Origin of the sequence: Pseudomonas sp. HTZ2 (assembly GCF_033173945.1) — a bacterium.
In the GTDB taxonomy this organism is placed as follows: Bacteria; Pseudomonadota; Gammaproteobacteria; order Pseudomonadales; family Pseudomonadaceae; genus Aquipseudomonas; species Aquipseudomonas guariconensis.
In genome coordinates this window covers 381,154-406,375 of sequence record NZ_CP137332.1, presented here as the reverse complement: position 1 = coordinate 406,375, position 25,222 = coordinate 381,154, and the positions used below count along the sequence as shown (strand labels likewise).

Below are 25,222 nucleotides of genomic sequence, written 5' to 3'. Positions count from 1 at the left end.
GGAGAACGTTGCAAACGGCCAAAAGGGGATCGATGTGGCCAAAGACAGTGTCCGGTGTGGGGGAATGTTCGCGGGTAAATCCGCTCCCGCAGGCCTCCCGCTGATTTTGAATTCAGCACAAATACCTTAGGAGCGGGTTTACCCGCGAAAAGCCCGGCACCGATCAGCCGCGAAAATGACTCGGTGCAACGCCGCTCCAGCGCTGGAAGGCATGGCGAAAGCTCGCGGTCTCGCTGAAGCCGAGCGTCTCGGCGATGCGGTAGATTGGCATCTGGTCCTCGGCCAGCAACTGCTTGGCCCGCTCGAAGCGCAGCTCGTCGAGCAATTGCTGATAGCTGCAGCCCAGGGCTTGCAGGTGCCGGCGCAAGGTGCGCGAGGAGCAGTTCATCTGGCGCGCCAGACCTTCGAGTCCGGGGGCGGCATCGAGTTGCTTGATCAGCAGCTGGCGGATGCGCCCCAGCCACGCCTGGCGCCCGGTGAACTCAAGGTTCAGCTGGCGGCAACGCTCGGCCATGGCCTTGTGGGTGATGGGGTCGGCCAGGGGCAGGGGCATGTCCAGCCAGCGGCGTTCGAAGGCAAAGGCATTGTCGTTGGCCTCGAAGCCCAGGGGGCACGGGAATGCATCGGCATAGAGCGCGTGGTAACCCGGCCGTGGATGCTCGAAGCGCGCCGCGAGCAGCGGCAGTGGGCGCCCCAGCAGGTCGTCACAGATGACTTTCAGCGACACCAGGCAGAATTCGGCATTGAAGGCCGCCAGGGCAGGGCTGTCTTGGTAATCGCTGGCGCTGAACCAGATCCGCTGGCCGTCGTCCTCCAGGCGCAAGTGAAAGGCTGTGCCCAGCAGTGCGGGATAGCGCAGCGCCAAGCGCAGGGCGTCACCCAAAGTGGCACTGGAGAGCAGGGCGTAACCGAGCATCCCGTAGCATGACACGTGCATGCGCCGCCCCAGCTCCAGGCCGATCTCCTCGCGCAGGGCTACGGCATTGGCGCATACCTGCAGTTCTTGCTGGGTGGTGATGCGGGCATCGGCATGGCCCAGATCCGCCGCGCCAATGCCGCTGCCGCAAAGCAGGCGCTCGGCATCGCAGCCTTCTTCCTGGAAGACCTTGAGAATCAGCGAAACTGCGTTGAGGGTGGTCAGGTGGCTGTGCAGCATGCTCGGTATCCCGTGGGGCTGGGAAGCATTATGGAGCAAGTTGTGTGCCGGACGGCCATGTGGCGCTGCTTTGCAGTCCACTACGGCCTTGGTGGCCGCGCGCATAAAAAAAGGGCCCGTAGCGTGCGCTCGGGCCCTTGAAAGGTTGAGAGGTGTCTAGTCCCTCGACCTGGTGAGACGTTTTACAGCGGTCTGGTTACGCCTTCAGCGGAACCAGACGTGGAGCGATCATGTTTTCCGGACGCAGGATGTCGTCGAGCATCGCGTCGTCCAGCAGCTTCTCTTCGCGCACCAGTTCCAGAACACCGCGGCCGGTTTCCAGGGCGACGCGGGCGATACGGGTGGCGTTTTCGTAGCCGATGTACGGGTTCAGGGCAGTGACCAGGCCGATCGAGTGCTCGACCAGTTCACGGCAGCGCTGTTCGTTGGCGGTGATGCCGACGATGCAGTGCTCGCGCAGCATGTCCATGGCGCGCTGGAGCAGGCGGATGGAGTCGAAGATCTTGTAGGCGATCAGCGGTTCCATGACGTTCAGCTGCAGCTGGCCACCTTCGGCGGCGACGGTCAGGGCCAGGTCGTTGCCCATGATGGCGAAGGCCACCTGGTTGACGGCTTCCGGAATAACCGGGTTGACCTTGCCTGGCATGATCGAGCTGCCTGGCTGGCGTGCCGGCAGGTTGATCTCGTTGATGCCGGTGCGCGGGCCGCTGGACAGCAGGCGCAGGTCGTTACAGATTTTCGACAGCTTGACCGCGGTGCGCTTGAGCATGCCGGAGAACAGCACGAAGGCGCCCATGTCGGAGGTGGCTTCGATCAGGTCGGCAGCCGGGACCAGCGGCTGGCCGCTGATGGTCGCCAGGCGCTGCACGGCCAGGGCCTGGTAGCCAGGGTCGGCGTTGATGCCGGTGCCGATGGCGGTACCGCCCAGGTTGATTTCGGTCAGCAGCTCCGGAGCCAGCGAGCGCAGGCGCTGCAGGTCTTCGGTCATGGTGGTGGCGAAGGCGCGGAATTCCTGGCCAAGGGTCATCGGCACGGCGTCCTGCAGCTGGGTACGGCCCATCTTCAGTACGTGGTCGAATTCCTTGCCTTTGGCCGCGAACGCCTGGATCAGGCTGTCGAGGCTGGCCAGCAGGGCGTCATGACCCAGCAGCAGACCCAGGCGGATCGCGGTCGGGTAGGCGTCGTTGGTCGACTGCGCCATGTTCACGTCGTTGTTCGGGTGCAGGTACTGGTACTCACCCTTCTGGTGGCCCATGACCTCCAGCGCGACGTTGGCGATGACTTCGTTGGCGTTCATGTTGGTGGAGGTACCTGCACCACCTTGGATCATGTCCACAACGAACTGGTCGTGGAACTCGCCGCGGATCAGACGGGCGCAGGCCTCGCTGATGGCAGCGTGCTTGGCATCGCTCAGGTGGCCCAGCTCACGGTTGGCGTCGGCAGCGGCCTGCTTGACCATGGCCAGGGCCACGACCAGCTTCGGGTAGTGCGACAGCGGAACACCGGAGAGGTGGAAGTTGTTGGCAGCGCGCAGAGTCTGGATGCCGTAGTAGGCATCGGCAGGGACTTCAAGGGTACCAAGCAGGTCTTTTTCGACGCGGAACGATGCAGCGGAGGACATGACGGATATCATCTCGATTTAAACCCGGCACCTGCCGGAATGCCGCCAATCCTAGGCCTGCCCGGATTTTGCGGCCAATGCTGTTGCACGCTAACCTATGCACAAACGGCATACCGATTCATGTGACGCCAATTGACAAACGAGCGTGTTCCATTTTGGTGCGCGCTGGGAGACCGCTTCATGAACCTCGAAAGCAAGTGGCTGGAAGACTTCAGCGCCCTGGCCGCCACCCGTAGTTTTTCCCAGGCGGCGGAGCGTCGTTTCGTCACCCAGCCGGCCTTCAGTCGGCGTATCCGCAGCCTGGAAGCGGCGCTGGGGCTGACCTTGGTGAATCGTTCCCGCACACCGATCGAGCTGACCGAGGCCGGGCAGTTGTTTCTCGTCACGGCGCGCACGGTTGTCGACCAATTGAGCGAAGTTCTGCGCCATTTGCATCATCTCGAAGGCGGCCAGGGTGAAGTGGTCCAAGTGGCTGCCGCACACTCGCTGGCATCGGGCTTCTTCCCACGCTGGGTGGCCCAGTTGCGCAACGACGGCCTGAACATCGCCACCCGTCTGGTGGCCACCAACGTGGGCGATGCCGTGCATGCGTTGCGTGAAGGTGGTTGCGACCTGATGCTGGCGTTCTATGACCCGGATGCGGCCTTGCAGATGGATGCCGAAATCTTCCCCTCGCTGCACATGGGCACTACCGAGATGCTGCCGGTATGCGCCGTGGGCGCCGACGGCAAGCCGTTGTTCGACCTTGAAGGCGAGAGCAGCGTGCCTCTGCTGGCTTACAGCGCTGGGGCTTTCCTCGGTCGATCGGTCAACTTGCTGCTGCGTCAGCGCAACCTGCGCTATACCACTGTCTATGAAACCGCCATGGCCGACAGTCTCAAGAGCATGGCCCTTGAGGGTATGGGTATCGCCTGGGTGCCGCGGCTGTCGATGCGCGGCGAGCTGGAGCGTGGCGAACTGGCGATCTGTGGAGGCAGCCAATGGCACGTGCCGTTGGAAATTCGCCTCTATCGCTGCGCCTTGGTCCGCAAGGCCAACGTGCGTCTGCTCTGGCGCAAGCTGGAGGGTGGCACGACGACCGCATCTGTTGACCCGAAAGTCAGCCAAAGCCCCGAAAAATAAGGCCGACAGTTGGTCGCCGGGGGTGCCTGGATGGCCTCGCGTTACGTTATACTTCGCGGCCCCCAGGCCGGAACGATCCGGCCATGATCAGCAAACAAGCCACGCCGGTCGTCCCGCGTGGCTTGTTGTTTTTTGACGCGCCCAAGGGCGCACAAGCGAAGAGGCTCGACGATGAGTGCACTGGTTGGCGTGATCATGGGCTCCAAGTCCGATTGGTCCACCCTTAGCCACACCGCCGATATGCTGGAAAAACTCGGCATTCCCTACGAGGTGAAGGTGGTTTCCGCCCACCGTACGCCGGATCTGCTGTTCCAGTATGCCGAAGAGGCCGAAGGCCGCGGCATCGAGGTGATCATCGCCGGTGCTGGCGGTGCTGCCCACCTGCCGGGCATGTGCGCCGCCAAGACCCACCTGCCGGTGCTGGGCGTGCCGGTGCAGTCCTCGATGCTCTCGGGTGTCGACTCGCTGCTGTCGATCGTGCAGATGCCCGCAGGCGTACCTGTCGCCACCCTGGCCATCGGCAAGGCCGGTGCCATCAACGCGGCGCTGCTCTCGGCGAGCATCCTGGGTGCCAAGTACCCGCAGTATCACGCGGCACTCAAGCAGTTCCGCACGGAGCAGACCGAAACCGTCCTGGACAATCCGGACCCGCGCCAGGCCTGAGGCTATCAACATGAAGATCGGTGTAATCGGTGGTGGCCAGCTCGGCCGCATGCTGGCCCTGGCGGGTACTCCGCTGGGCATGAACTTCGCTTTCCTCGACCCGGCCCCGGACGCCTGCGCGGCTGCCTTGGGTGAGCACCTGCGCGCCGACTACGGCGATCAGGATCACCTGCGTCAGCTGGCTGACGAAGTCGACCTGGTGACGTTCGAGTTCGAAAGCGTTCCGGCCGAAACCGTGGCCTTCCTCTCGCAGTTCGTTCCGGTCTATCCAAGTGCCGAAGCCCTGCGCATCGCCCGTGACCGTCTGTTCGAAAAGAGCATGTTCCGCGATCTGGGCATCCCGACGCCGGCGTTCGCCGACATCCTGTCCCAGGAAGACCTGGACGCGGCGGTGGCCAGCATCGGCCTGCCGGCAGTCCTCAAGACCCGGACCCTGGGCTATGACGGCAAGGGCCAGAAGGTCCTGCGCAGTGCCGAGGATGTGGTCGGCACCTTCGCCGAGCTGGGCAGCGTCCCATGCCTGCTCGAAGGCTTCGTGCCGTTCACCGGTGAGGTGTCGCTGGTGGCCGTGCGTGGCCGCGATGGCGAAACCCGCTTCTACCCGCTGGTGCATAACACCCATGAGAGCGGCATCCTGCGCCTGTCGGTCGCAAGCGATGCGCATCCGCTGCAGGCGCTGGCCGAAGACTACGTGGGTCGCGTGCTGCAGAAGCTGGACTACGTGGGTGTGATGGCTTTCGAGTTCTTCGAGGTCGACGGTGGCCTGAAGGCCAACGAAATCGCCCCGCGGGTCCACAACTCCGGGCACTGGACCATCGAAGGGGCCGAGTGCAGCCAGTTCGAGAACCATCTGCGCGCCGTGGCCGGCCTGCCGCTGGGCTCGACCGCCAAGGTCGGCGAGAGCGCCATGCTCAACTTCATCGGTGAAGTGCCGGCTGTGGATAAGGTCGTGGCCATCGACGACTGCCACCTGCACCACTACGGCAAAGCCTTCAAGGCCGGCCGCAAGGTTGGTCACGCCACCCTGCGCTGCGCCGACATGGCCACTCTCAAGGCCAAGATCGCCGAAGTCGAAGCGTTGATTGCCGGCTGATTGAACCTCTGCCCTGCGCAGGCCCTCTGAAATGGCAACAAGCCAAAGTGCTGTCTAGGCTTTGGCTTGTTCCATCTTCAAAGCAGAGGGATTGCCATGGGTATCATTGGAACCATTTTCATCGGCCTGATCGTCGGCCTGCTGGCCCGTTTTCTGAAACCAGGGGACGACAGCATGGGCTGGATCATGACCATTCTTCTCGGTATCGCCGGGTCCCTGGCCGCGACTTATGGCGGGCAGGCGCTGGGTATCTACCAGGCGGGGCAGGCCGCAGGTTTCTTTGGCGCCCTGGTGGGTGCCATCATCCTTCTGGTGATCTACGGATTCATCAAGAAACGCGGGTGACTGGTTTAGAATGCTCGGCAATTGACTGAGTTGCCGAGCATTTTCATGCGTGCGTTTTTCCTTGTTCCCCTACTGCTGGCCAGTGCACTGGCCCATGCCGAGCTGCCCGAAACCGACTGGCTGGAGCTGATGCCAAAGTCGGACCAGAAGGCGCTCGAGCAGATGCCTGAAATCGACCACGACTCTCCTGAAGCCATGGGCACCTTCACCGAAAAGGGTGGGCTCAAGCAGGCCAAGGGTCTGCCGGCGGTGATGTACTCCACCAAGACGGTGGCCGCCATGAATGGCAAACAGATCCGCCTGGGCGGTTATCCGGTACCGCTGGAAAGCGACGCCAAGGGCAACAGCACCTTGTTCTTCCTCGTGCCGTATCCCGGCGCCTGTATCCACGTGCCGCCGCCGCCACCCAACCAGCTGGTGCTGGTGCGTTATCCCAAAGGCATGAAAATCGACGACATCTACACGCCGCTGTGGGTCAGTGGCACCTTGAAGGTGGAGAAGGTCAGCAACGACCTGGCCGATGCGGCCTATGCGCTGGAGGCAGGGAAGGTGAGGGTGGTAGAGGACGCCGACCTCTGATTCGATCTTTTCCGAGCCGCTCCCACAGGTTATGTGAGAACCCAATGGGAGCGGGTCTGGTCAGAGTGCTTCGCTGGTGATCGTAACGCTCAGCGAATGACTCGCCCCTGGGGCCAGGTTTACCACATCGTCCCACACATTCGCTGTTTCGATGCACAGCATTCGCTGCCAGCCATCATCGGCCATGTCCGCCAGCTCCCGGGCGCGATCGGTCCATGGGTTCCAGATCACCGCCGAGCGTGAGCCCGTAGCGTGCAAAGTGATGCGGCGGTTCCATTGCGGGTCGACGATCTTCAGCAGATCAGGTGTCTGCAGGTAGATGCGGTCGGTCTCGCCGGCAAAGCCCAGGGCGCTGTGCTGCTGGCGCAGTTCCCAGTCGGCCAGGGTTTCGATGTAACCAAGGTTCTCCACGCCCTCGACCCGAGCCTGTCGTACATCGCTGACCGCAAAGTAGCTGTGCAGGGCCTGGCTGATGGTGACGTTGTCATTACCCTGGTTGAAGCTGCTCAAGGTCAGCTTCAATTGCGTGCCCATTTCGATCAGCAGCTTGAGCTCGACCTCATGAGGCCAGCCTGGCAGGTCGCCCAGCGCTTCCGGTAGGCTGAACTCGATGCGAAGGCCTTCTGCGGCCTCCTCGATGCCCAGCAGCTGCCAGTCACGGGTGCGCGCCAACCCATGGGCAGGTGCCTGTTCGCCTTGGTACATGGCCTGCACGGCCTGGGGGTTGCGCTGCAGATTGCCGAACCAGGGCCAGCACACCGGCACTCCGGCGCGCACGGACTTGCCCTGGCGGAAGATGGCTTGGTCGCTCAACCACAGCAATGGGGGCTCACCCAGTCGTTGGTAGCTCAAGACCTGGGCGCCCTGTTGGGCGATCAGCAGTTCGGCATGATTGCTGGTGATGCGCCAGCAGTTGAGTTCGCCGTGTTGTTCCGTTTCGACCTGGAAAGTAGCCATGCGCTCGTCTCGTCGTGATGCATATCAGGCCTTGGACCTCATGCCTTGCAACGAGTTTACCGCGCCCCTGGCTCAGCGACGAGGGACGGAACGGGTACGGCCACTGCCGTCGATGGCGACGAAAACGAACACAGCTTCGGTGACCTTGCGCCATTCGCTGGAAAGCGGGTCGTCGCTCCACACTTCCACCATCATCTGGATGGAGCTACGGCCGATTTCCAGGGTCTGGGTGTAAAAGGAAAGCTGCGCGCCCACGGCCACCGGGACCAGGAAAGCCATGCGGTCGATCGCCACGGTGGCAACGCGGCCACCGGCGACGCGGCTGGCCATGGCGGTGCCGGCCAGGTCCATCTGGGCGACCAGCCAGCCGCCGAAGATATCGCCGAAACCGTTGGTTTCACGGGGTAGGGCAGTGATCTGAAGGGCAAGATCGCCCTGTGGGATAGGATCTTCTTGTTCGAGCTCAATCATGCGGTGGGGCCTCGGACCCGTGACGCTTTCGTTGGTTGGCGCAAATGACGGTCGCCGGGAAAACGATTCAGCTTGAAACATACTACGCTGATTTCGCTTCGATGGGCGGCCAAAGGGAGACTCTGCGAAACCGCCTGCAACATTGACCGGCGTTTTCGCACAGCATCCCACGTGTTGCTCAACCTTTTCCTACGAGCGGTCAGTATATAGACCTGCACAGCCAGCGACGACCGCGCATTCGTGAATATCTGTATGGATTTTGTACCGCTATGAGGCGGGTGCGGCAATTTGTTATCTTCGCGGGTCACTGACCCAGAAGCCGCATGACAAACGGCCTGCAGACCAATAAGAGAACAACCCATGACCTCCGTGCCGAGCAGTATCGAGCAGCCCTCGCGGCCGCTGACCCGCAGTGACTACAAGACCCTTTCACTGTCCGCCCTTGGTGGAGCACTGGAATTCTACGACTTCATCATCTTCGTGTTCTTTGCCACGGTAGTCGGCAAGTTGTTCTTCCCCGCCGACATGCCCGAGTGGCTGCGTCTGATGCAGACCTTCGGCATCTTCGCGGCCGGCTACCTGGCGCGGCCTTTGGGCGGCATCATCATGGCCCACTTCGGCGACCTGCTCGGTCGCAAGAAGATGTTCACGCTGAGCATCTTCATGATGGCCTTGCCGACCCTGGTCATGGGCCTGCTGCCAACCTACGCGCAGATCGGCCTGTGGGCCCCGGTCCTGCTGCTCTTGATGCGTGTCGTGCAAGGTGCGGCCATCGGTGGCGAGGTTCCGGGCGCCTGGGTGTTCGTCTCCGAGCATGTGCCGGCGCGCAATACCGGTTATGCCTGCGGCACGCTCACGGCGGGCCTGACGTCAGGCATTCTGCTCGGCTCGCTCGTGGCAACCTTGATCAATACGGTCTACAGCGCCGACGAAGTGGCGGACTACGCCTGGCGCATTCCGTTCCTGCTCGGGGGCGTGTTCGGCCTGTTCGCGGTGTACCTACGCCGCTGGCTGCACGAGACGCCGGTATTTGCCGAGATGCAGCAGCGAAAGGCCCTGGCCGAAGAGCTGCCGCTGCGTGCGGTGCTGCGTGATCATCGTGGTGCGATCATTTTGTCGATGCTGCTGACCTGGCTGTTGTCGGCGGGCATTGTGGTGGTGATCCTCATGACCCCGGCGCTGCTGCAAAGCCTCTATCACATCAGCCCCACCGACTCGCTGAAGGCCAACAGTCTGGCTATCGTCCTGCTCAGCATTGGCTGTGTGGGTGCCGGCAGCCTGGCCGATCGTTTCGGCGCCGGGCGTGTGTTCATCGTCGGCAGCCTGGCGCTGCTGGCATCGTCCTGGGCCTTCTACCACAGCCTGCCGACGCGACCGGACCTACTGTTCCCGCTGTACGCGTTGACCGGTCTGTTCGTCGGCATCGTCGGTGCGGTGCCTTATGTGATGGTCAAGGCCTTCCCGCCGGTGGTGCGTTTCAGTGGGCTCTCGTTCTCCTACAACCTGGCCTACGCCATCTTCGGCGGCCTGACGCCAATGGTGGTCACCGCGCTGCTCAAGTTCAGCCCCATGGCACCTGCCTATTACGTGTCTTGCCTGTGCGCCGTGGGTCTGCTGGTGGGTGTCTACCTGCTCGCGACCAAGCGCTGACCGAGGGCGGTCGTATCCGCGAAGACGGCATGGCGATGTTTATCCTGCAGTGCCGCAACATCCTGTAAAGGCCATCCCGGGCGACCGTGATGGCCTTTCATCCAATTGTCACATTCAAGTCATAGAGTGTTCATGCGGCCTGCAGATACTTGGGCCCGATCCATCTCACACCCCAAATATTCCTGCTAGGAGTTAGGCATGAAACTGAAGCGTTTGATGGCGGCCCTCACGTTCGCCGCCGCTGGCGTCGCTACCGCCAATGCGGTTGCCGCCGTCGATCCTGCAATCCCGACCTACACCAAGACCACTGGCGTATCGGGCAACCTCTCCAGCGTCGGTTCCGATACCCTGGCGAACCTCATGACTCTGTGGGCCGAGGCCTACAAGAAGGAATACCCGAACGTAAACATCCAGATCCAGGCTGCCGGCTCCTCCACTGCGCCACCCGCGCTGACTGAAGGCACCGCCAACCTCGGCCCGATGAGCCGCAAGATGAAGGACGTCGAGCTGCAGGCCTTCGAGCAGAAGTACGGCTACAAGCCGACCGCCATTCCGGTCGCCGTCGACGCCCTGGCAGTCTTCGTCCACAAGGACAACCCGATCAAGGGCCTGACCATGGCTCAGGTCGATGCCATCTTCTCCTCGACCCGTCTGTGTGGCGGCAAAGCCGACGTCAAGACGTGGGGTGATGTGGGCGTGACCGGCGATCTGGCCAACAAGCCGATCCAGCTGTTCGGCCGCAACTCGGTATCCGGCACCTACGGCTACTTCAAGGAAAAAGCGCTGTGCAAAGGCGACTTCAAGCCTAACGTCAACGAGCAGCCAGGCTCGGCTTCGGTCGTGCAGTCGATCAGCAGCTCGCTGAACGGCATCGGCTACTCGGGCATCGGCTACAAGACCGCCAGCGTCAAGACCGTGCCTCTGGCCAAGAAAGAAGGCGGCGCCTTCGTCGAGGACAACGAAGCCAACGCCCTGAACGGTACCTACCCGCTGTCGCGCTTCCTGTACGTCTACGTCAACAAGGCCCCGAACAAGCCTCTGGCCCCGTTGGAAGCTGAGTTCGTGAAACTGGTCCTGTCCCAGGCGGGCCAGCAGGTCGTGGTGAAGGACGGCTACATCCCGCTGCCGGCCAAAGTGGTCGACAAGACCCTGGCTGACCTGGGTTTGTCCCACGCCGGTAACGTTGCAAAGAAGTAAGTAACTGAGGAAGGGGCCGGCGCCGAACGCCGGCCTCCTCCACGAATTCCTCGTCCGAAGCCAGGATTCCTGAGCGGCGGGCTTTTTTGCGTCACTGCATTGTCATGTTTTTGTCATACGGGACCGCTAGGGTGTGCGCATGAATGATCTGGCCAACTCCACCATGACCCAAAATTCTCCCCCCGTGCGGATTGACTTCAATACGCCCGAGCTGCAACGCAAGCGCCGCCTGCGTGCGCTGAAGGATCGCCTGACCCGCTGGTATGTACTGGTTGGCGGGCTTGCCGTGCTGGCAGCCATCACCCTGATCTTCTTCTACCTGGCCTACGTGGTCCTGCCGCTGTTCCAGGGCGCCGAGCTGACCAGCAAGAAAGCGCTGGAGCCGACGTGGCTGCAACAGGATGCCGGCAAGCCGCTGATGATCGCCCTCGAGGAGCAGAACCTCGTGGGCATGCGCGTTTCCGATAAGGGCCAGGCGCTGTTCTTCGATACCAAGACCGGCAGCGAAGTCGAGCATGTCGACCTGCCGTTGCCGGCAGGCACTCAAGTGACGTCCATCAGCGCCGACCAGCCGGGCAGCCCGCTGGTGGTGCTTGGTCTGTCCAACGGCCAGGCGCTGGTGTTCCACCACACCTACAAGATCACCTATCCGGACAACAAGAAGACCATCGATGCGGGTATCGACTACCCCTATGGTCAGGCGCCGTTCGTGCTCGACCCACAGGGCCGCGCGCTGGAGCACGTGAGTGTCAACGTCAACGGCGATACCCTGCTGCTGGCTGGCTCTACCGGTTCGCAACTGCACGTGACCGAGCTGACCCGTCAGGAAAACATGATGACCGGCGAAGTCACCACCGAGCAGAACCGCATCGAGCTGCCGCAGATGACCGAGCCGGTGAAGGCCATCTTCGTCGATCCGCGTCAGCAATGGTTGTACGTGGTCAACGGTCGTGCCATCGCCGACGTCTTCAGCCTGCGCGACAAGAGCCTCAATGGTCGCTACAAACTGTCTGAGGATGGCGACACCGAAATCACTGCCAGCGCCCAACTGGTCGGCGGCATCTCGCTGATCTTCGGTGATTCCAAGGGTGGCCTGAGCCAGTGGTTCATGGCTCGCGACCCGGATGGCGAGTCGCGCTTCAAGCTGATCCGTAGCTTCCAACTGGGCAAGGCGCCGGTCGTGCAGATCGATGCCGAAGAGCGTCGCAAGGGCTTCGTCGCCCTGGACAGCGAAGGCAAGCTGGGCGTGTTCCACAGTACCGCCCACCGCACCCTGCTGGTCGAGCCGGTCGCGGAAGGCGCCGGCGTGCTGGCCCTGTCGCCACGCGCCAACCGCATCATCATCGAGCAAGGCGGCAAGCTGTTGCCACTGAGCCTGAAGAACCCGCACCCGGAAGTGTCTTTCAGCGCGCTGTGGGGCAAGGTCTGGTACGAGAACTATGACGAGCCGAAGTACGTCTGGCAGTCCACGGCCTCCAACACCGATTTCGAGCCCAAGCTGAGCCTGTCGCCGCTGACCTTCGGCACCCTGAAGGCCGCCTTCTACGCGATGATCCTGGCCGCGCCTCTGGCCATCGCCGCCGCTATCTACACCGCCTACTTCATGGCTCCGGGCATGCGCCGCAAGGTCAAGCCGGTCATCGAGTTGATGGAAGCGATGCCGACGGTGATTCTCGGTTTCTTCGCCGGCCTGTTCCTGGCACCGTACCTGGAAGGGCACCTGCCAGGTGTGTTCAGCCTGCTGCTGATCCTGCCGATCGGCATCCTCGCCGCCGGCTTTGCCTGGAGCCGCCTGCCGGAGTCGATCCGCCTGCGTATCCCGGACGGTTGGGAGGCGGCGATCCTGATCCCGGTCATCCTGGTGATCGGTTGGTTCGCCCTGTTCATGAGCCCGTTCATGGAGAACTGGTTCTTCGGCGGCGACATGCGTCTGTGGATCACCAATGACCTGGGCATCACCTATGACCAGCGCAACGCCCTGGTAGTGGGTATCGCCATGGGCTTCGCCGTCATCCCGAACATCTACTCCATTGCCGAAGACGCTGTATTCAGTGTGCCACGCAGCCTGACACTGGGCTCCCTGGCCCTGGGTGCGACACCCTGGCAGACCCTGACCCGCGTGGTCATCCTCACCGCAAGCCCGGGTATTTTCTCGGCGCTGATGATCGGCATGGGCCGTGCGGTGGGCGAGACCATGATCGTGCTCATGGCCACCGGCAACACCCCGGTCATGGAGCTGAACCTGTTCGAAGGCATGCGCACCCTCGCCGCCAACGTGGCGGTGGAAATGCCCGAATCCGAAGTCGGCGGCAGCCACTACCGTGTGCTGTTCCTCGCTGCCCTCGTGCTGCTGATGTTCACATTCATCATGAACACCTTGGCCGAGCTGATTCGCCAGCGTCTGCGCAAGAAATACTCGTCGCTTTGATAGAAAGGTAGAGATCCGTGAAAAAGGATTCCCTCAAAGGCTGGTTCAAGAGCGGCGCCCCTGGCGTCTGGATCAGCGGTGGCGCGGTCGCCATGGCGGTGATCATGACCGTCGGCCTGCTCGCCGTTATCGCCGTCCGCGGCCTGGGCCACTTCTGGCCAGCCGACCTGATCCAGGCCACCTACAAGGTGCCGGGCCAGGGCGATCATGTGATCATCGCAGAGGTGGTGCAGAAAGAAGAAGTGCCACGTGCCCGCCTCAAGGGCGCCGGCTTGCCGGTTCCGGACGAAGGCCCGGAGTTCATGACCCGCGAGCTGGTCAAGGTGGGTAACCGCGACCTCAACGGCAGCGACTTCACCTGGTTGGTAGGCGACTGGCTGGTCGACCAGCAGAAGCCGGCCGACTTGATTGCCCTGGAGCGCCGCGAGTGGGGCAATTTCTATGGCTACCTGGCGAGCGTCAAGGAAGAAGGCCGTGTGGTCGCCGAAGGCCCTGCCGCCTGGGCTGAGCTGCAGAGTCGCCTCAAGCGCGCCGACCAGCTGGCCCGAGAGCTGCAGACCCTTGAGAAGAAAGACATCGGTGCCATCAACCATGGTCTTGAGCGTCTGCGCCTGCAGGCTCGCAAGCTCGAGCTGGACGGCAAGCTGGACGCTGCCGCCCAGGCGGACATGGACGCTGAGCGTGCCGAGCTCAACGCTCGCTACAAGGCCATCGAAGAGCGCCTGACCGGCCTGCACCAGGCATTCGCCCGCGACAGCCTGGTGGCCCGCGACGGCAATGGCCGCGAAGTGGAGATCAACCTGAGCAAGGTGGTCCATGCCTACCAGCCCAACGGCATGTCTGTCATGACCAAGCTGGGCGTGTACTTCAGCAAGGTGTGGGAGTTCCTGAGCGACGACCCGCGTGAAGCCAATACCGAAGGCGGTATCTTCCCGGCCATCTTCGGCACCGTGATGATGACCCTGATCATGGCCGTGATCGTTACCCCGTTCGGTGTACTGGCGGCGGTCTACCTGCGTGAATATGCCAAGCAGGGCCCGGTGACTCGCCTGATCCGTATTGCAGTGAACAACCTGGCGGGTGTTCCGGCGATCGTCTATGGCGTGTTCGGCCTGGGCTTCTTCGTCTATGTGCTGGGTGGCTCGATCGACCGCCTGTTCTTCCCCGAAGCCCTGCCGGCGCCGACCCTCGGTACCCCGAGCCTGCTGTGGGCCTCGCTGACCCTGGCGCTGCTGGCAGTGCCGGTAGTGATCGTGGCCACCGAGGAAGGCCTGGCGCGCATCCCACGTACGGTGCGCGAAGGCTCCCTGGCGCTCGGCGCGACCAAGGCTGAGACCCTGTGGAAGATCGTTCTGCCAATGGCCAGTCCGGCCATGATGACCGGCATGATCCTCGCCGTGGCCCGTGCCGCGGGCGAAGTGGCGCCGCTGATGCTGGTGGGTGTGGTGAAACTGGCGCCATCGCTGCCGGTGGACGGTAACTACCCGTACCTGCACCTGGACCAGAAGATCATGCACCTGGGCTTCCACATCTACGACGTCGGCTTCCAGAGCCCGAACGTCGAGGCCGCGCGGCCGCTGGTGTACGCCACCGCGCTGCTGCTGGTGCTGGTGATCGCGACCCTCAACCTCTCGGCGGTGTGGATCCGTAACCACCTGCGCGAGAAGTACAAGGCCCTCGACAGCTGATTTCAGCTTTAAGCTTCAAGCGGCAAGCTCCAAGCAGATTGCCGCTTTGACCCAACTTGCAGCTTGCAGCTCGAAGCTTGCAGCTACGAACGGAGTGAGAACATGCAGCACGAATCCCACGCCCACGGCATCGACATGTCCGCCCTGGGCCGCGACAAGCAGAGCCTGCGCCTGGCCGAAGAAACCGTGGCCATCGAAGTCCCGGGTCTGTCCCTGTTTTACGGCGACAAGCAAGCGCTGTACGACGTGAAGATGAACATTCCCAAGCAGCGCGTGACCGCCTTCATCGGCCCGTCCGGCTGCGGCAAGTCGACCTTGCTGCGCACCTTCAACCGCATGAACGACCTGGTCGACGGTTGTCGCGTGGAAGGCGCGATCAACCTGTACGGCAACAACATCTACCGCAAGGGCGAGGATGTGGCCGAGCTGCGCCGCCGCGTCGGCATGGTGTTCCAGAAGCCCAACCCGTTCCCCAAGACCATCTATGAAAACGTGGTCTACGGCCTGCGCATCCAGGGCATCAACAAAAAGCGCGTGCTCGACGAAGCCGTCGAGTGGGCCCTCAAGGGCGCGGCCCTGTGGGATGAGGTCAAGGACCGCCTGCACGACTCGGCCCTGGGCCTGTCCGGTGGTCAACAGCAGCGTCTGGTCATTGCCCGTACCATTGCCGTTGAGCCGGAGGTGCTGCTGCTCGACGAACCTTGCTCGGCGCTGGACCCGATCTCGACGCTGAAGGTCGAAGAACTGATCTACGAACTGAAATCCAAATACACCATCGTCATCGTGACCCACAACATGCAGCAGGCGGCCCGCGTATCGGACTACACCGCCTTCATGTACATGGGCAAACTGGTCGAATTCGGGGATACCGACACGCTGTTCACCAATCCGGCGAAGAAGCAGACCGAAGACTACATCACCGGTCGTTACGGCTAAGGGCGCCTTTGGCGCAGCTGCAAGCATCAAGCTGCCAGCTGCCAGAAAAAGCGGTTAGCGCGGCGCCAGGGAACGACACGAACCACTTGAAGCTTGCAGCTTGGGGCTTGCAACTTCGCGGAGCGAAAGCATGATCAACAAAGAGAGCCTTACCCACCACATCTCCCAGCAGTTCAACGCCGAGCTCGAGGAGGTTCGCAGCCACCTCCTGGCGATGGGTGGCCTGGTCGAGAAGCAGGTCAACGACGCCGTCACCGCGTTGATCGAGGCCGACTCGGGCCTGGCCCAGCAGGTGCGTGAAGTCGACGAGCAGATCAACCAAATGGAGCGCAACATCGACGAGGAGTGCGTGCGCATCCTCGCCCGTCGTCAGCCGGCGGCTTCTGACCTGCGTCTGATCATCAGCATCTCCAAGTCGGTGATCGACCTGGAGCGCATCGGCGACGAATCGACCAAGATCGCCCGCCGCGCCATTCAGCTGTGCGAGGAAGGCGAGTCGCCACGCGGCTACGTCGAAGTGCGCCACATCGGTGACCAGGTCCGCAACATGGTGCGTGACGCGCTGGACGCCTTCGCCCGTTTCGATGCGGATCTCGCCCTCTCGGTGGCCCAGTACGACAAGACCATCGACCGCGAGTACAAGACCGCCCTGCGTGAACTGGTCACCTACATGATGGAAGATCCGCGCTCGATCTCCCGCGTTCTGAGCGTGATCTGGGCCCTGCGTTCGCTGGAGCGCATCGGCGACCATGCGCGCAATATCTCGGAACTGGTGATCTACCTGGTGCGCGGCACCGACGTGCGTCACATGGGCCTCAAACGCATGAAGGCCGAAGTGCTGGGCGAAGCGGCCGACGATGGCGAAATCGCTAATGTTCCGGCCGAATCGGACGATAAGTAGGATTGCTCCCGAGCATCGACGCCCGGCCTAGGCCGGGCGTTTTCGTTTGCGGTCGAGCAGCCAGCAGGCACCCGCGAATGACCAGAGGAGTCCCGGCGTGACCAGTGGTTTGGCAAATGGCCATCAGTCGGCGGTATGCTAGTCGGGGTTCAAGAGGAGTATCGATGAGTAAGGTCAATGTGCTGGTCGTGGATGATGCGCCATTCATCCGTGACCTGGTGAGGAAGTGTCTGCGCAATGCCTTCCCAGGCATCGTCATCGAAGATGCGGTCAACGGCCGCAAGGCCATGGCCATGCTGGGCAAGGAGCGGTTCGACCTGGTCCTGTGCGATTGGGAAATGCCGGAGATGTCTGGCTTGGAACTGCTCACCTGGTGCCGGCAGCAGCCGGAGTACAAGGACTTGCAGTTCATCATGGTGACCAGCCGTGGCGACAAGGAAAACGTGATCCAGGCCATCCAGGCCGGTGTTTCCGACTTTGTGGGCAAGCCGTTCACCAACGAGCAACTGCTGACCAAGGTGAAGAAGTCGCTGACCAAGCTCGGCAAGCTCGACAGCCTGATGGCCAGCGCACCGGCGCGGGTCAACTCGGCATTTGCCAATGACTCGCTCAGTGCCCTGACCGGCGGTCGCCCCGAGACGGTCAAGGCTCCGGTGGCTGCTGCCGCTGCGCCGGCACCTGCGCCTGGCAAACCGCTGATCAACGCGCCGACCCCGAAGACGGCCGCCGCCGCCGCCCAGAGTGGACGTGGCCAGGGGCAGTTGCGCTTGTCCAGCGGTACCCAGCCCTGCGTGATCAAGGCATTGAGCCTCAAGGAAGCCTTGCTGGTGGTTCGTCGCAGCCCCACGCTGCCACAGGTGCTCGAAGGGGCGGTGTTGGACCTGGAGCAAGGCGAGAACGCCGAAGTCGCCCGGCTAAATGGCTACCTGCACGCCATCGCCGCCCTGGAGCCCAAGCCTGAAAGTGACTGGCTGCAACTGACGTTCAAGTTCGTCGACCAGGATGCGCAGAAGCTCGACTACCTGTCGCGCCTGATCGCCCGCGGAACCGCGCAGAAGCACTTCACCCCCGGCGCCTAGATCGCCAATCCGGAGCGCGGCTGCGCGCAGGTAAACCCGCCCACAGGTATCCGCGGAGCACGTGTGGGAGCGGGTTTTACTTGTGAAGCAGCCACCGTCCATGGATACCACGGGCTTTGCCCCTTTTCGCGGGTGAAGCGGGGCGCCAGTGATGGCCAATTGCTCATTTCCCGACCAACTGCAATACCCCTTTGAAATCCGACTGCTAGGCTTCCAGACACAATAACTGTCAAAAAGCCACCGCCATGCCAACTCGTCTGCTGCTGTTCTGTGCCTTGCTCACGGTCTCGGCGTCGAGCGTGGGCATGACGCTGTACAAGACCACCGATGCTTACGGCGTGGTCTCCTACTCTGAACACCCAAGCCCTGGTGCCAAAGCGTTCGTGCTGCGCGAGCCGATGTTCGAGCGGCTGGAGCGCCAGGTGCGTTTGCGTACAGTCGATTTTGCGGGCGGTACGCGCTTTTTCGTGCGTAACGATCTGTTCGCGCCGGTGGAGGTCGAGCTGCGTTTGCAGCGCCTGGCCAATGTCCAGGGCGGCAGTGCGCCCCGGATCGTCCGGCGCGTGGTGCCGCCGCGCTCGACTCAGGTGCTGACGGTACTGGCGGCACTGCCTGGCGAGCGGGTGAAATACGATTCGAAACTGCGCTATGCCCTGGGTGACCCCGCGCGGCGCCCACAGGCGTTTCGCTATCCGTTCCCCTGGCAAGGAGGGCCGTTCCGGCTGAGCCAGGGCCCGAACGGGCGCTTCAGCCACTTTGGCCCCAAAGGGCGCTACGCCATGGACATCGCCATGCCCGAAGGCACGCCGATCGTCGCGGCGCGGGGCGGGGTGGTGGTGAAGATCGAGAACAACCAGACGGGCCGTGGCAACAACCCGGCGGGCAACTTCGTCAGGATCCTGCACCCGGATGGCACCATGGGTGTCTATCTGCATCTGATGCGCGGGTCGGTGGTGGTCAGCGAAGGGCAGCGGGTGTTGCAGGGGGCGCCATTGGCGAAGTCGGGCAATACCGGCAACAGCACCGGGCCCCACCTGCATTTCGTGGTGCAGCGCAACGTGGGGTTGGCGCTGGAGTCGATCCCCTACCAGTTCGACCGACCGATCGGAGGGATGCCAGACTTCACCGCTGGCAACCCTTGAGCTTGCAGGGGGCGCTGTGGATGCTGGCGCCAGCCAGCGATGGGGCGCAAAGCGCCCCCAGAGCAGTTAGATGAGCTTTAGTACCTTGGCCAGCACGATCTTCGGCCCTTTCATCTTCTTGATGATGATGCGCAGGCCTTCGACCTCCAGCACTTCCTCTTCCTCCGGTACGCGCTTGAGCGTTTCATAGACCAGACCTGCCAGGGTCTCGGCCTCGATGTGGTCCAGATCCACCCCCAGCAGCCGTTCGACCTTGAACAATGGCGTGTCGCCACGTACCAGCAGCTTGCCCGGCTGGTAGGCGAGGATGCCGCGTTCGGTCTTGCGGTGCTCGTCCTGGATGTCGCCGACCAGCACTTCCAGCACGTCCTCCATGGTGAGGTAGCCGATCACCTTGCCGTCGGCTTCCTCGACCAGCACGAAGTGCGCGCCGCCCTTGCGGAATTGCTCCAGCAGCTGGGACAGCGGCATGTGCCGCGAGACGCGCTCCAGCGGGCGAGCCAGGTCGTCCAGGTCCAAGGTTTCTGGGAAGTGGTCCATCTCGGCCAGTTCCAGCAGCAGGTCCTTGATGTGCAACAGCCCCACGAACTCTTCGCGCTCGGCGTCGTAGACCGGGTAGCGGCTGAACTTGTGGCGACGGAACATCGCCAGGATTTCCTTGAGCGGTGCCTTGGCATCGAGGCTGACCATGTCCTCGCGGGAGTTGGCCCAGTCGACCACTTCCAGTTCGCCCATCTCCACCGCCGAAGCCAGTACACGCATGCCTTGGTCGCTTGGGTCCTGGCCACGGCTCGAATGCAGGATCAGCTTGAGTTCTTCGCGGCTGTAATGATGCTCGTGGTGCGGTCCAGGCTCGCCCTGGCCGGCGATACGCAAAATGGTGTTGGCGCTGGCGTTGAGCAGGTAGATCGCCGGGTACATCAACCAGTAGAACAGGTACAGCGGCACCGCCGTCCACAGCGACAGCAGCTCGGGTTTGCGGATCGCCCAGGACTTGGGCGCCAGCTCGCCGACCACGATGTGCAGGTAGGAGATCACAAAGAAGGCGACGAAGAACGAGATCGCTTTGACCAGCTCCGGCGTATCGACGCCAACGGCGGCTAGCAGCGGCTCGAGCAGGTGCGCGAAGGCCGGCTCACCGACCCAGCCCAGGCCCAGGGAGGCCAGGGTGATGCCCAGCTGGCAGGCCGACAGGTAGGCGTCCAGCTGGTTGTGAACCTTGCGCAGGATGCTGCCGCGCCAGCCGTGCAGTTCGGCGATCGACTCGACGCGGGTCGCGCGCAACTTGACCATGGCGAACTCGGCGGCAACGAAGAAGCCGTTGAGCAGCACCAGAAGGAAGGCAAAGAGAATCATGCCGAAGTCGGCGAAGAGGGAGATGAAGCTGAAACCAGGGGAAGGGTCCATGATGGAGTTTTTACAGGGTCCGTCTTTGAATTAGGGAGAAAAAAAGTGCCAGCGTTGGCTGGCACAGGGGATCCAATGTAGCGGTTGAAGCTGCAAAAGCAAAGGGCGCGCTATCACCCCGTTGGTGGCAACGCCGCCTGCACGGCTGGCACGCACCTCGTGGGAGCGGGTTCAGCCGCTAACCAGGTCATGCACCGGCTGTGACGGCGTCGGCGGGTAAAATCGCGCCTGCGGTGCCGTGGTTTCAGGCTTTGTTCGTCACCACTTGGGCAGGTGCGAAATGGCAGGTGAAGGTGCTGCCGTGGCCTGGCACGCTGCTGATCTCCAGGCGTGCACGATGGCGCAGCAGCACGTGCTTGACGATCGCCAGGCCAAGCCCTGTGCCGCCCGTATTGGAGGCGCGGCTGGAGTCGACCCGGTAGAAGCGCTCGGTCAGGCGGGGCAGGTGTTTGGCATCGATGCCGATGCCGGAGTCCTGCACGGAGAGGTGAGCACCTTGCTCGTCCGCCCACCAGCGAATGCGGATGTTGCCTTCGTCCTGGGTGTACTTCACGGCGTTGAACACCAGGTTGGAGAAGGCGCTGCGCAGTTCCGACTCGCTGCCCTTGAGGCGCACGCCAGGCGCTGCCTCCAGCGTGATGCGCTGGTTGCGTGGGCCGGACAGCGCTTGAGCGTCGCCCTTGATCGATTGCAGCAGGGCCTCGACGGCCACGGGCTGATTGTCCGAGGGATAGTCGGTGGCTTCGAGCTTGGCCAGCAGCAGCAGGTCGTTGAGCAGTGTCTGCATCCGTGCGCCTTGCTGGCTCATCTGCTGGAGCGCCCGGCCCCAGCGTGGGTTCACGTCGTCGACGTTGTCCAGCAGGGTTTCCAAGTACCCTGTGATGACCGTCAGGGGGGTGCGCAGCTCGTGGGAGACGTTGGCGACGAAATCCTTGCGCATCTGCTCGAGCTGATGGATGCGGGTGACGTCGCGTACCAGCATCAGGTGCTCGTTGTTGCCATAGCGGGTGATGTGAAGCTGGACCCGCATCCGGTCGTTGATCGGGGAGGGGATCTCCAGCGGCTCGACGTAGTTCTCCGATTCGAAGTACTCCTTGAAGCGCGGGTGGCGCACCAGGTTGGTCACCGGCTGGCCGCCATCCTGTGGAGTCTTGAAGCCCAGCAGGGTTTCAGCGGCGCGGTTCCACCATTCGAGGTTGCCTTCGCTGTCGAGCATGATCACCGCATCGCGCAGCGCCGCGGTGGATTCCTGCACCCGGTCGATCACCGCCTGCAGGCGGCCGCGCACCCGCTGATCGCGACGTTGCAGGTGGTAGATGCTGTCGAACACCTCGCCCCACAGGCCGTAGCCATCGGGCGGGGCTTCGTCGGGCTGATGATTGCGCAGCCAGTCGTGCAGGCGCAGCAGTTGCTTGAGGGTCCAACCCAGGTAGAGCGCAAGACCGATGGCCAGGCTCCAGCCGTAGTAGCCGCTGACCAGCCCGCCGATCAGGCAGACGGTGATCAGCAGCAGCATGTGGCGAATCAAGGTCGCGTGCCAGTTCTGGTTCAATTGAGGGGATCCTTCGGATCCAGCTTCAAGCTGCAAGCTGTGTGCTTCAAGCTGCAAGAAGAAGCGGATCGGTGGTGCTGTTCAGTCCTTTATTCCAAGCCTGGCGGCAAGCTGTTCGGCGCTGCCGGCGCGTGCCGCCTGAAGCTTGGCGCTTGCAGCTAGCTCTTGGTCGAGAAGCGGTAGCCGGTGCCTCGGACGGTTTGTACCAGATTTTCGTAGGCTTCACCCAATGCCTTGCGCAGGCGACGAATATGCACGTCGACGGTGCGTTCCTCGACATAGACATTGCCGCCCCAGACTTGGTCGAGCAACTGGCCCCGGGTGTAGGCGCGCTCCTGGTGGGTCATGAAGAACTGCAGCAGGCGGTATTCGGTAGGGCCCATTTCGGCGGGCTTGCCGTCGATGGTCACGCGGTGGCTGATCGGATCGAGCAGCAGGCCGCCCACTTCGATCGGCGCCTCGCTGTCGCTGGGGCCGGTGCGGCGCAGTACGGCTTTGAGACGCGCGACCAACTCACGAGGCGAGAACGGCTTGGTGATGTAGTCGTCGGCGCCGACTTCCAGTCCCTGAATCTTGTTGTCCTCTTCACCCTTGGCGGTGAGCATGATGATCGGGATGTCGCCGGTCAGTTCATCGCGCTTCAGGCGCCGGGCCAACTCGATACCCGAGGTGCCGGGCAGCATCCAGTCGAGCAGGATCAGGTCCGGCTTGCGATCGACGATGATGGCATGGGCTTGCTGGGAGTTTTCCGCTTCCAGGCAGTCATAGCCGGCCATTTCCAATGCAACGGCGATCATCTCGCGAATGGGCGCTTCGTCGTCGACGATCAGAATGTTTCTGCCAACCATTGCGTAAAACCTCTCCCAGGAACTGTGTCTTGGCCCGCATTAGATAACGGAATTATTGCAGCTGTGTGACAGGACATTGGCGATTCTGGCGACATTCCATGACTGGACTAGGCTTGAAGGGGCCGCCACGGCGGTGGCGAAACCTCATTTACACCCCCCGAAACCATGGTGATTCCAATGACACGACATACGCTGAGCTGGATGGCCCTTTTCGCTGCGCTGGCGCTACCGGGGGTGGCATCGGCCCACCACGCGATGGAAAAGGATGGCATGTGGGTCGATCATGCTGGCATGACCCTCTACACCTTCGACAAGGATGCCGACGGCAAGTCCATGTGCAACGGCGAGTGCGCCAAGAACTGGCCGCCGTTGATGGTCAAGGCCGGAGACGAGCCCGCCAAGGACAAGTGGACCCAGGTCACCCGCGATGACGGGACCAAGCAGTGGGCTTATGACGGCAAGCCGCTGTATACCTTCATCAAGGACAAGAAAGCCGGGGACAAGACCGGTGACGGCGTGAAGGACGTCTGGCATATCGCCAAGCCTTGAACCTTACAGAGCGGGTTTACCCGCGAATGCGAAGGTGCAATCACCATCGATTCGCGGCTAAACCCGTCCCACAGCGATGGTGCAGGGCTCAGCGCAATGCGTAGTCCACCACCACACCGATGAAGATCAGCATCCCTGCCCAGTGATTGTGCAGGAAGGCCTTGAAGCACGATTCCCGGTCCAGCTTGCGCGTTGACCAGTATTCCCAGGCAAAGCACCCAGCTGCCGCAAGCAGGCCCAGGTGGAACCATCCCCCCATGTCGAAGCGATTGCCCGCCAGCAACAGGCAGCCCAGCGACAGCATTTGCAGGGTCAGGATGATGGTCCGGTCGGCTTCGCCGAAGAGGATTGCCGTGGATTTCACGCCGATTTTCAGGTCGTCGTCCCGGTCCACCATCGCGTAATAGGTGTCATAGCCCACGGTCCACAGCAAATTGGCGATGTACAACAGCCAGGCGCTGGCCGGCAGCTCGCCCCCTGCGGCGGTGAACGCCATGGGGATACCCCACGAGTAAGCCGCACCCAGCACCACCTGGGGGTAGTAGGTGTAGCGCTTCATGAATGGGTAGCAGAACGCCAATGCCACCGCGCCGAACGACAGCCATACCGTGCGGGCATTGGTGCACAGCACGAGCAGGAAACTCACTCCCACCAGGATCGCGAACAGCATCAGCGCTTCGCGAGGCCTTACCCGGCCGCTGGCCAGCGGCCTGTCGGCGGTGCGTTTGACATGGCCATCGACCTTGCGGTCGGCGAAGTCGTTGATGCAGCATCCGGCGGCACGCATCAGTACCACGCCCAGGCCGAAGATCAGCACATTGGCCAGCGTCGGCGAGCCGTTGCCGGCGATCCACACTGCAGAAAGGGTGGGCCACAGCAGCAGGTAGATGCCGATCGGGCGGTCCATGCGGCTGAGCTGGATGAAGTCCCAGGCCCGGGGATGCAGGCGGTTGAACGACTTGAGCAGTTGCAGGTACATCAGCGGATTTCCTCCTTGGCCGCTTGCCATAGGGCCGGCAGGAACACCTCGGCCACCAGCAGGTCAAGGCCATCGCGGGCAAACCGCGAACGCCGCCCCCACAGGTTGGCATGGCGCGCTTCGGGCGGCAGCCAAGCCTGTGGATAACTGCACACTTCGATGGGGTGACGGGTGAAGGCCTGGTCGCAGAACAATAGCTCGCCCAGCGAGCGGCTGCCCAACGTCTCGAGGTTCAGGCCACCGCGCTCCAGGGCGCTGCGCCCGGCCACGCTGCGGGCGAACACCCAGGGTTGGTCATGGCCGCGCAAGTAGACTTCGCGCACCCAGCCTTCTTCGCCAGGAGCCAGGCCCAAGGCTTGGCATTCGTCATCGCGCAGGGGCTGCCAGCCCTCGAACAGGGGGGTGACGGCGAAATGGTCACGGGAGAGGTGGGTCAGGCGGCGGGTCAGAGAGCCTTGATCGAAGAGCCAGTCGAGAATCGACGGTTCGATGCCGGCAGCCAGCTGTGAATACGGCAGCCACGCGACAGCGGCTGCTTGCGGGGTTTCGTACGGCACGTCGGTATGCTTGTTACAGCCAGAGAGGCGGCGAGCTTAGCATGTTTGCCGCTGTTGCTTGCATACTGCTGGAAGGGCCAGTACAAAGCCCCTGCGGTACCGCCGCGCCTGATCCAGATGAGGAAGAACGAGATGAAGAAGTGGCAATGCATTGTCTGTGGCCTGATCTACGACGAGGCCGAAGGCTGGCCGGATGACGGCATCGCCCCGGGCACCCGCTGGGAAGACGTGCCGGAAGACTGGCTGTGCCCCGACTGTGGTGTCGGCAAGAGTGATTTCGAAATGATCGCCATCGGCTGATC

The 25,222-nt window shown here is 62.7% G+C and carries 24 protein-coding genes; 15 read left to right on the top strand and 9 right to left on the bottom strand.

Features of this window, described 5'->3' with window-relative positions; translation table 11 throughout:
- Positions 1 to 163 precede the first annotated feature (163 nt).
- A complete protein-coding gene (locus R6G97_RS01890; protein ID WP_102081157.1) occupies positions 164 to 1,156 on the bottom strand; it encodes an AraC family transcriptional regulator in 993 nt (330 codons plus the stop codon).
- A gap of 196 nt (positions 1,157 to 1,352) precedes the next feature.
- Positions 1,353 to 2,777 carry an aspartate ammonia-lyase gene (gene aspA, locus R6G97_RS01885; protein WP_043209948.1) on the bottom strand — a complete coding sequence of 475 codons (1,425 nt, stop codon included), beginning with the start codon at positions 2,775 to 2,777 and terminating at the stop codon, positions 1,353 to 1,355.
- Between the two features lie 180 nt (positions 2,778 to 2,957).
- Between aspA and R6G97_RS01880 the strand changes: the two genes are divergently transcribed.
- From R6G97_RS01880 to R6G97_RS01860, 5 genes are all read left to right on the top strand, one after another.
- Positions 2,958 to 3,899, top strand: a complete 942-nt coding sequence (locus R6G97_RS01880; RefSeq protein WP_090344176.1) for a LysR substrate-binding domain-containing protein — start codon at positions 2,958 to 2,960, stop codon at positions 3,897 to 3,899.
- Between the two features lie 171 nt (positions 3,900 to 4,070).
- Positions 4,071 to 4,562, top strand: a complete 492-nt coding sequence (gene purE, locus R6G97_RS01875; RefSeq protein WP_043209945.1) for a 5-(carboxyamino)imidazole ribonucleotide mutase — start codon at positions 4,071 to 4,073, stop codon at positions 4,560 to 4,562.
- 10 nt (positions 4,563 to 4,572) lie between these two features.
- Positions 4,573 to 5,655 carry a 5-(carboxyamino)imidazole ribonucleotide synthase gene (locus R6G97_RS01870; RefSeq protein ID WP_070572184.1) on the top strand — a complete coding sequence of 361 codons (1,083 nt, stop codon included), beginning with the start codon at positions 4,573 to 4,575 and terminating at the stop codon, positions 5,653 to 5,655.
- Positions 5,656 to 5,751: 96 nt separating this feature from the next.
- Positions 5,752 to 6,000, top strand: a complete 249-nt coding sequence (locus R6G97_RS01865) for a GlsB/YeaQ/YmgE family stress response membrane protein (RefSeq protein ID WP_043209941.1) — start codon at positions 5,752 to 5,754, stop codon at positions 5,998 to 6,000.
- 45 nt (positions 6,001 to 6,045) lie between these two features.
- Positions 6,046 to 6,579, top strand: a complete 534-nt coding sequence (locus tag R6G97_RS01860; RefSeq protein ID WP_167358079.1) for a DUF3299 domain-containing protein — start codon at positions 6,046 to 6,048, stop codon at positions 6,577 to 6,579.
- 60 nt (positions 6,580 to 6,639) lie between these two features.
- Here the strand turns inward: R6G97_RS01860 and R6G97_RS01855 are convergent, their stop codons facing one another.
- Positions 6,640 to 7,536 carry a D-hexose-6-phosphate mutarotase gene (locus tag R6G97_RS01855; RefSeq protein WP_102081156.1) on the bottom strand — a complete coding sequence of 299 codons (897 nt, stop codon included), beginning with the start codon at positions 7,534 to 7,536 and terminating at the stop codon, positions 6,640 to 6,642.
- A gap of 72 nt (positions 7,537 to 7,608) precedes the next feature.
- The gene (locus R6G97_RS01850; protein ID WP_003253317.1) at positions 7,609 to 8,007 is read right to left on the bottom strand and encodes an acyl-CoA thioesterase; all 399 of its coding nucleotides are present in this window, start codon (positions 8,005 to 8,007) and stop codon (positions 7,609 to 7,611) included.
- Positions 8,008 to 8,367: 360 nt separating this feature from the next.
- Here R6G97_RS01850 and R6G97_RS01845 point away from each other — a divergent pair, with 360 nt between their 5' ends.
- From R6G97_RS01845 to R6G97_RS01810, 8 genes are all read left to right on the top strand, one after another.
- Positions 8,368 to 9,657: an MFS transporter gene (locus R6G97_RS01845; protein WP_090344181.1), complete on the top strand. Its 1,290-nt coding sequence runs from the start codon at positions 8,368 to 8,370 to the stop codon at positions 9,655 to 9,657.
- Between the two features lie 198 nt (positions 9,658 to 9,855).
- Entirely contained in the window at positions 9,856 to 10,854 is a 999-nt protein-coding gene (locus R6G97_RS01840; protein WP_317847732.1) for a phosphate ABC transporter substrate-binding protein PstS, read from the top strand.
- Between the two features lie 139 nt (positions 10,855 to 10,993).
- Complete coding sequence (locus R6G97_RS01835; protein ID WP_070572176.1) at positions 10,994 to 13,282, top strand: ABC transporter permease subunit; 2,289 nt, start codon at positions 10,994 to 10,996, stop codon at positions 13,280 to 13,282.
- A 17-nt stretch (positions 13,283 to 13,299) separates the two neighbouring features.
- Positions 13,300 to 14,970, top strand: coding sequence for a phosphate ABC transporter permease PstA (pstA, locus tag R6G97_RS01830; RefSeq protein WP_317847731.1), 1,671 nt, complete (start codon positions 13,300 to 13,302; stop codon positions 14,968 to 14,970).
- 102 nt (positions 14,971 to 15,072) lie between these two features.
- Positions 15,073 to 15,906 (top strand): phosphate ABC transporter ATP-binding protein PstB, encoded by an 834-nt coding sequence (pstB, locus tag R6G97_RS01825; protein ID WP_043209930.1) that lies wholly within the window; start codon positions 15,073 to 15,075, stop codon positions 15,904 to 15,906.
- 130 nt (positions 15,907 to 16,036) lie between these two features.
- Complete coding sequence (gene phoU, locus R6G97_RS01820) at positions 16,037 to 16,807, top strand: phosphate signaling complex protein PhoU (RefSeq protein WP_043209928.1); 771 nt, start codon at positions 16,037 to 16,039, stop codon at positions 16,805 to 16,807.
- A 164-nt stretch (positions 16,808 to 16,971) separates the two neighbouring features.
- Positions 16,972 to 17,886, top strand: a complete 915-nt coding sequence (locus R6G97_RS01815; protein WP_043209926.1) for a response regulator — start codon at positions 16,972 to 16,974, stop codon at positions 17,884 to 17,886.
- Positions 17,887 to 18,131: 245 nt separating this feature from the next.
- The gene (locus tag R6G97_RS01810; protein ID WP_090344185.1) at positions 18,132 to 19,028 is read left to right on the top strand and encodes a peptidoglycan DD-metalloendopeptidase family protein; all 897 of its coding nucleotides are present in this window, start codon (positions 18,132 to 18,134) and stop codon (positions 19,026 to 19,028) included.
- 66 nt (positions 19,029 to 19,094) lie between these two features.
- Here the strand turns inward: R6G97_RS01810 and R6G97_RS01805 are convergent, their stop codons facing one another.
- The 3 genes from R6G97_RS01805 to phoB form a co-directional block, all read right to left on the bottom strand.
- Positions 19,095 to 20,435 carry a hemolysin family protein gene (locus R6G97_RS01805; RefSeq protein ID WP_043209925.1) on the bottom strand — a complete coding sequence of 447 codons (1,341 nt, stop codon included), beginning with the start codon at positions 20,433 to 20,435 and terminating at the stop codon, positions 19,095 to 19,097.
- A 244-nt stretch (positions 20,436 to 20,679) separates the two neighbouring features.
- Complete coding sequence (gene phoR, locus R6G97_RS01800; RefSeq protein WP_232092121.1) at positions 20,680 to 21,951, bottom strand: phosphate regulon sensor histidine kinase PhoR; 1,272 nt, start codon at positions 21,949 to 21,951, stop codon at positions 20,680 to 20,682.
- A gap of 194 nt (positions 21,952 to 22,145) precedes the next feature.
- The gene (phoB, locus tag R6G97_RS01795; RefSeq protein ID WP_003253341.1) at positions 22,146 to 22,835 is read right to left on the bottom strand and encodes a phosphate regulon transcriptional regulator PhoB; all 690 of its coding nucleotides are present in this window, start codon (positions 22,833 to 22,835) and stop codon (positions 22,146 to 22,148) included.
- 177 nt (positions 22,836 to 23,012) lie between these two features.
- Between phoB and R6G97_RS01790 the strand changes: the two genes are divergently transcribed.
- Positions 23,013 to 23,384, top strand: a complete 372-nt coding sequence (locus R6G97_RS01790) for a COG4315 family predicted lipoprotein (protein ID WP_317847730.1) — start codon at positions 23,013 to 23,015, stop codon at positions 23,382 to 23,384.
- 88 nt (positions 23,385 to 23,472) lie between these two features.
- On the opposite strand, the gene ubiA is transcribed toward R6G97_RS01790, so the two are convergent.
- Both ubiA and R6G97_RS01780 read right to left on the bottom strand, forming a co-directional pair.
- Entirely contained in the window at positions 23,473 to 24,363 is an 891-nt protein-coding gene (ubiA, locus tag R6G97_RS01785; protein WP_043209920.1) for a 4-hydroxybenzoate octaprenyltransferase, read from the bottom strand.
- Positions 24,363 to 24,920 (bottom strand): chorismate--pyruvate lyase family protein, encoded by a 558-nt coding sequence (locus R6G97_RS01780; RefSeq protein ID WP_090344189.1) that lies wholly within the window; start codon positions 24,918 to 24,920, stop codon positions 24,363 to 24,365. The genes ubiA and R6G97_RS01780 overlap by 1 nt, the downstream gene beginning before the upstream one ends.
- 132 nt (positions 24,921 to 25,052) lie before the next feature.
- Between R6G97_RS01780 and R6G97_RS01775 the strand changes: the two genes are divergently transcribed.
- On the top strand, positions 25,053 to 25,220 hold the full coding sequence (locus R6G97_RS01775) for a rubredoxin (protein ID WP_011536423.1): 168 nt from the start codon (positions 25,053 to 25,055) through the stop codon (positions 25,218 to 25,220).
- Positions 25,221 to 25,222 lie beyond the last annotated feature (2 nt).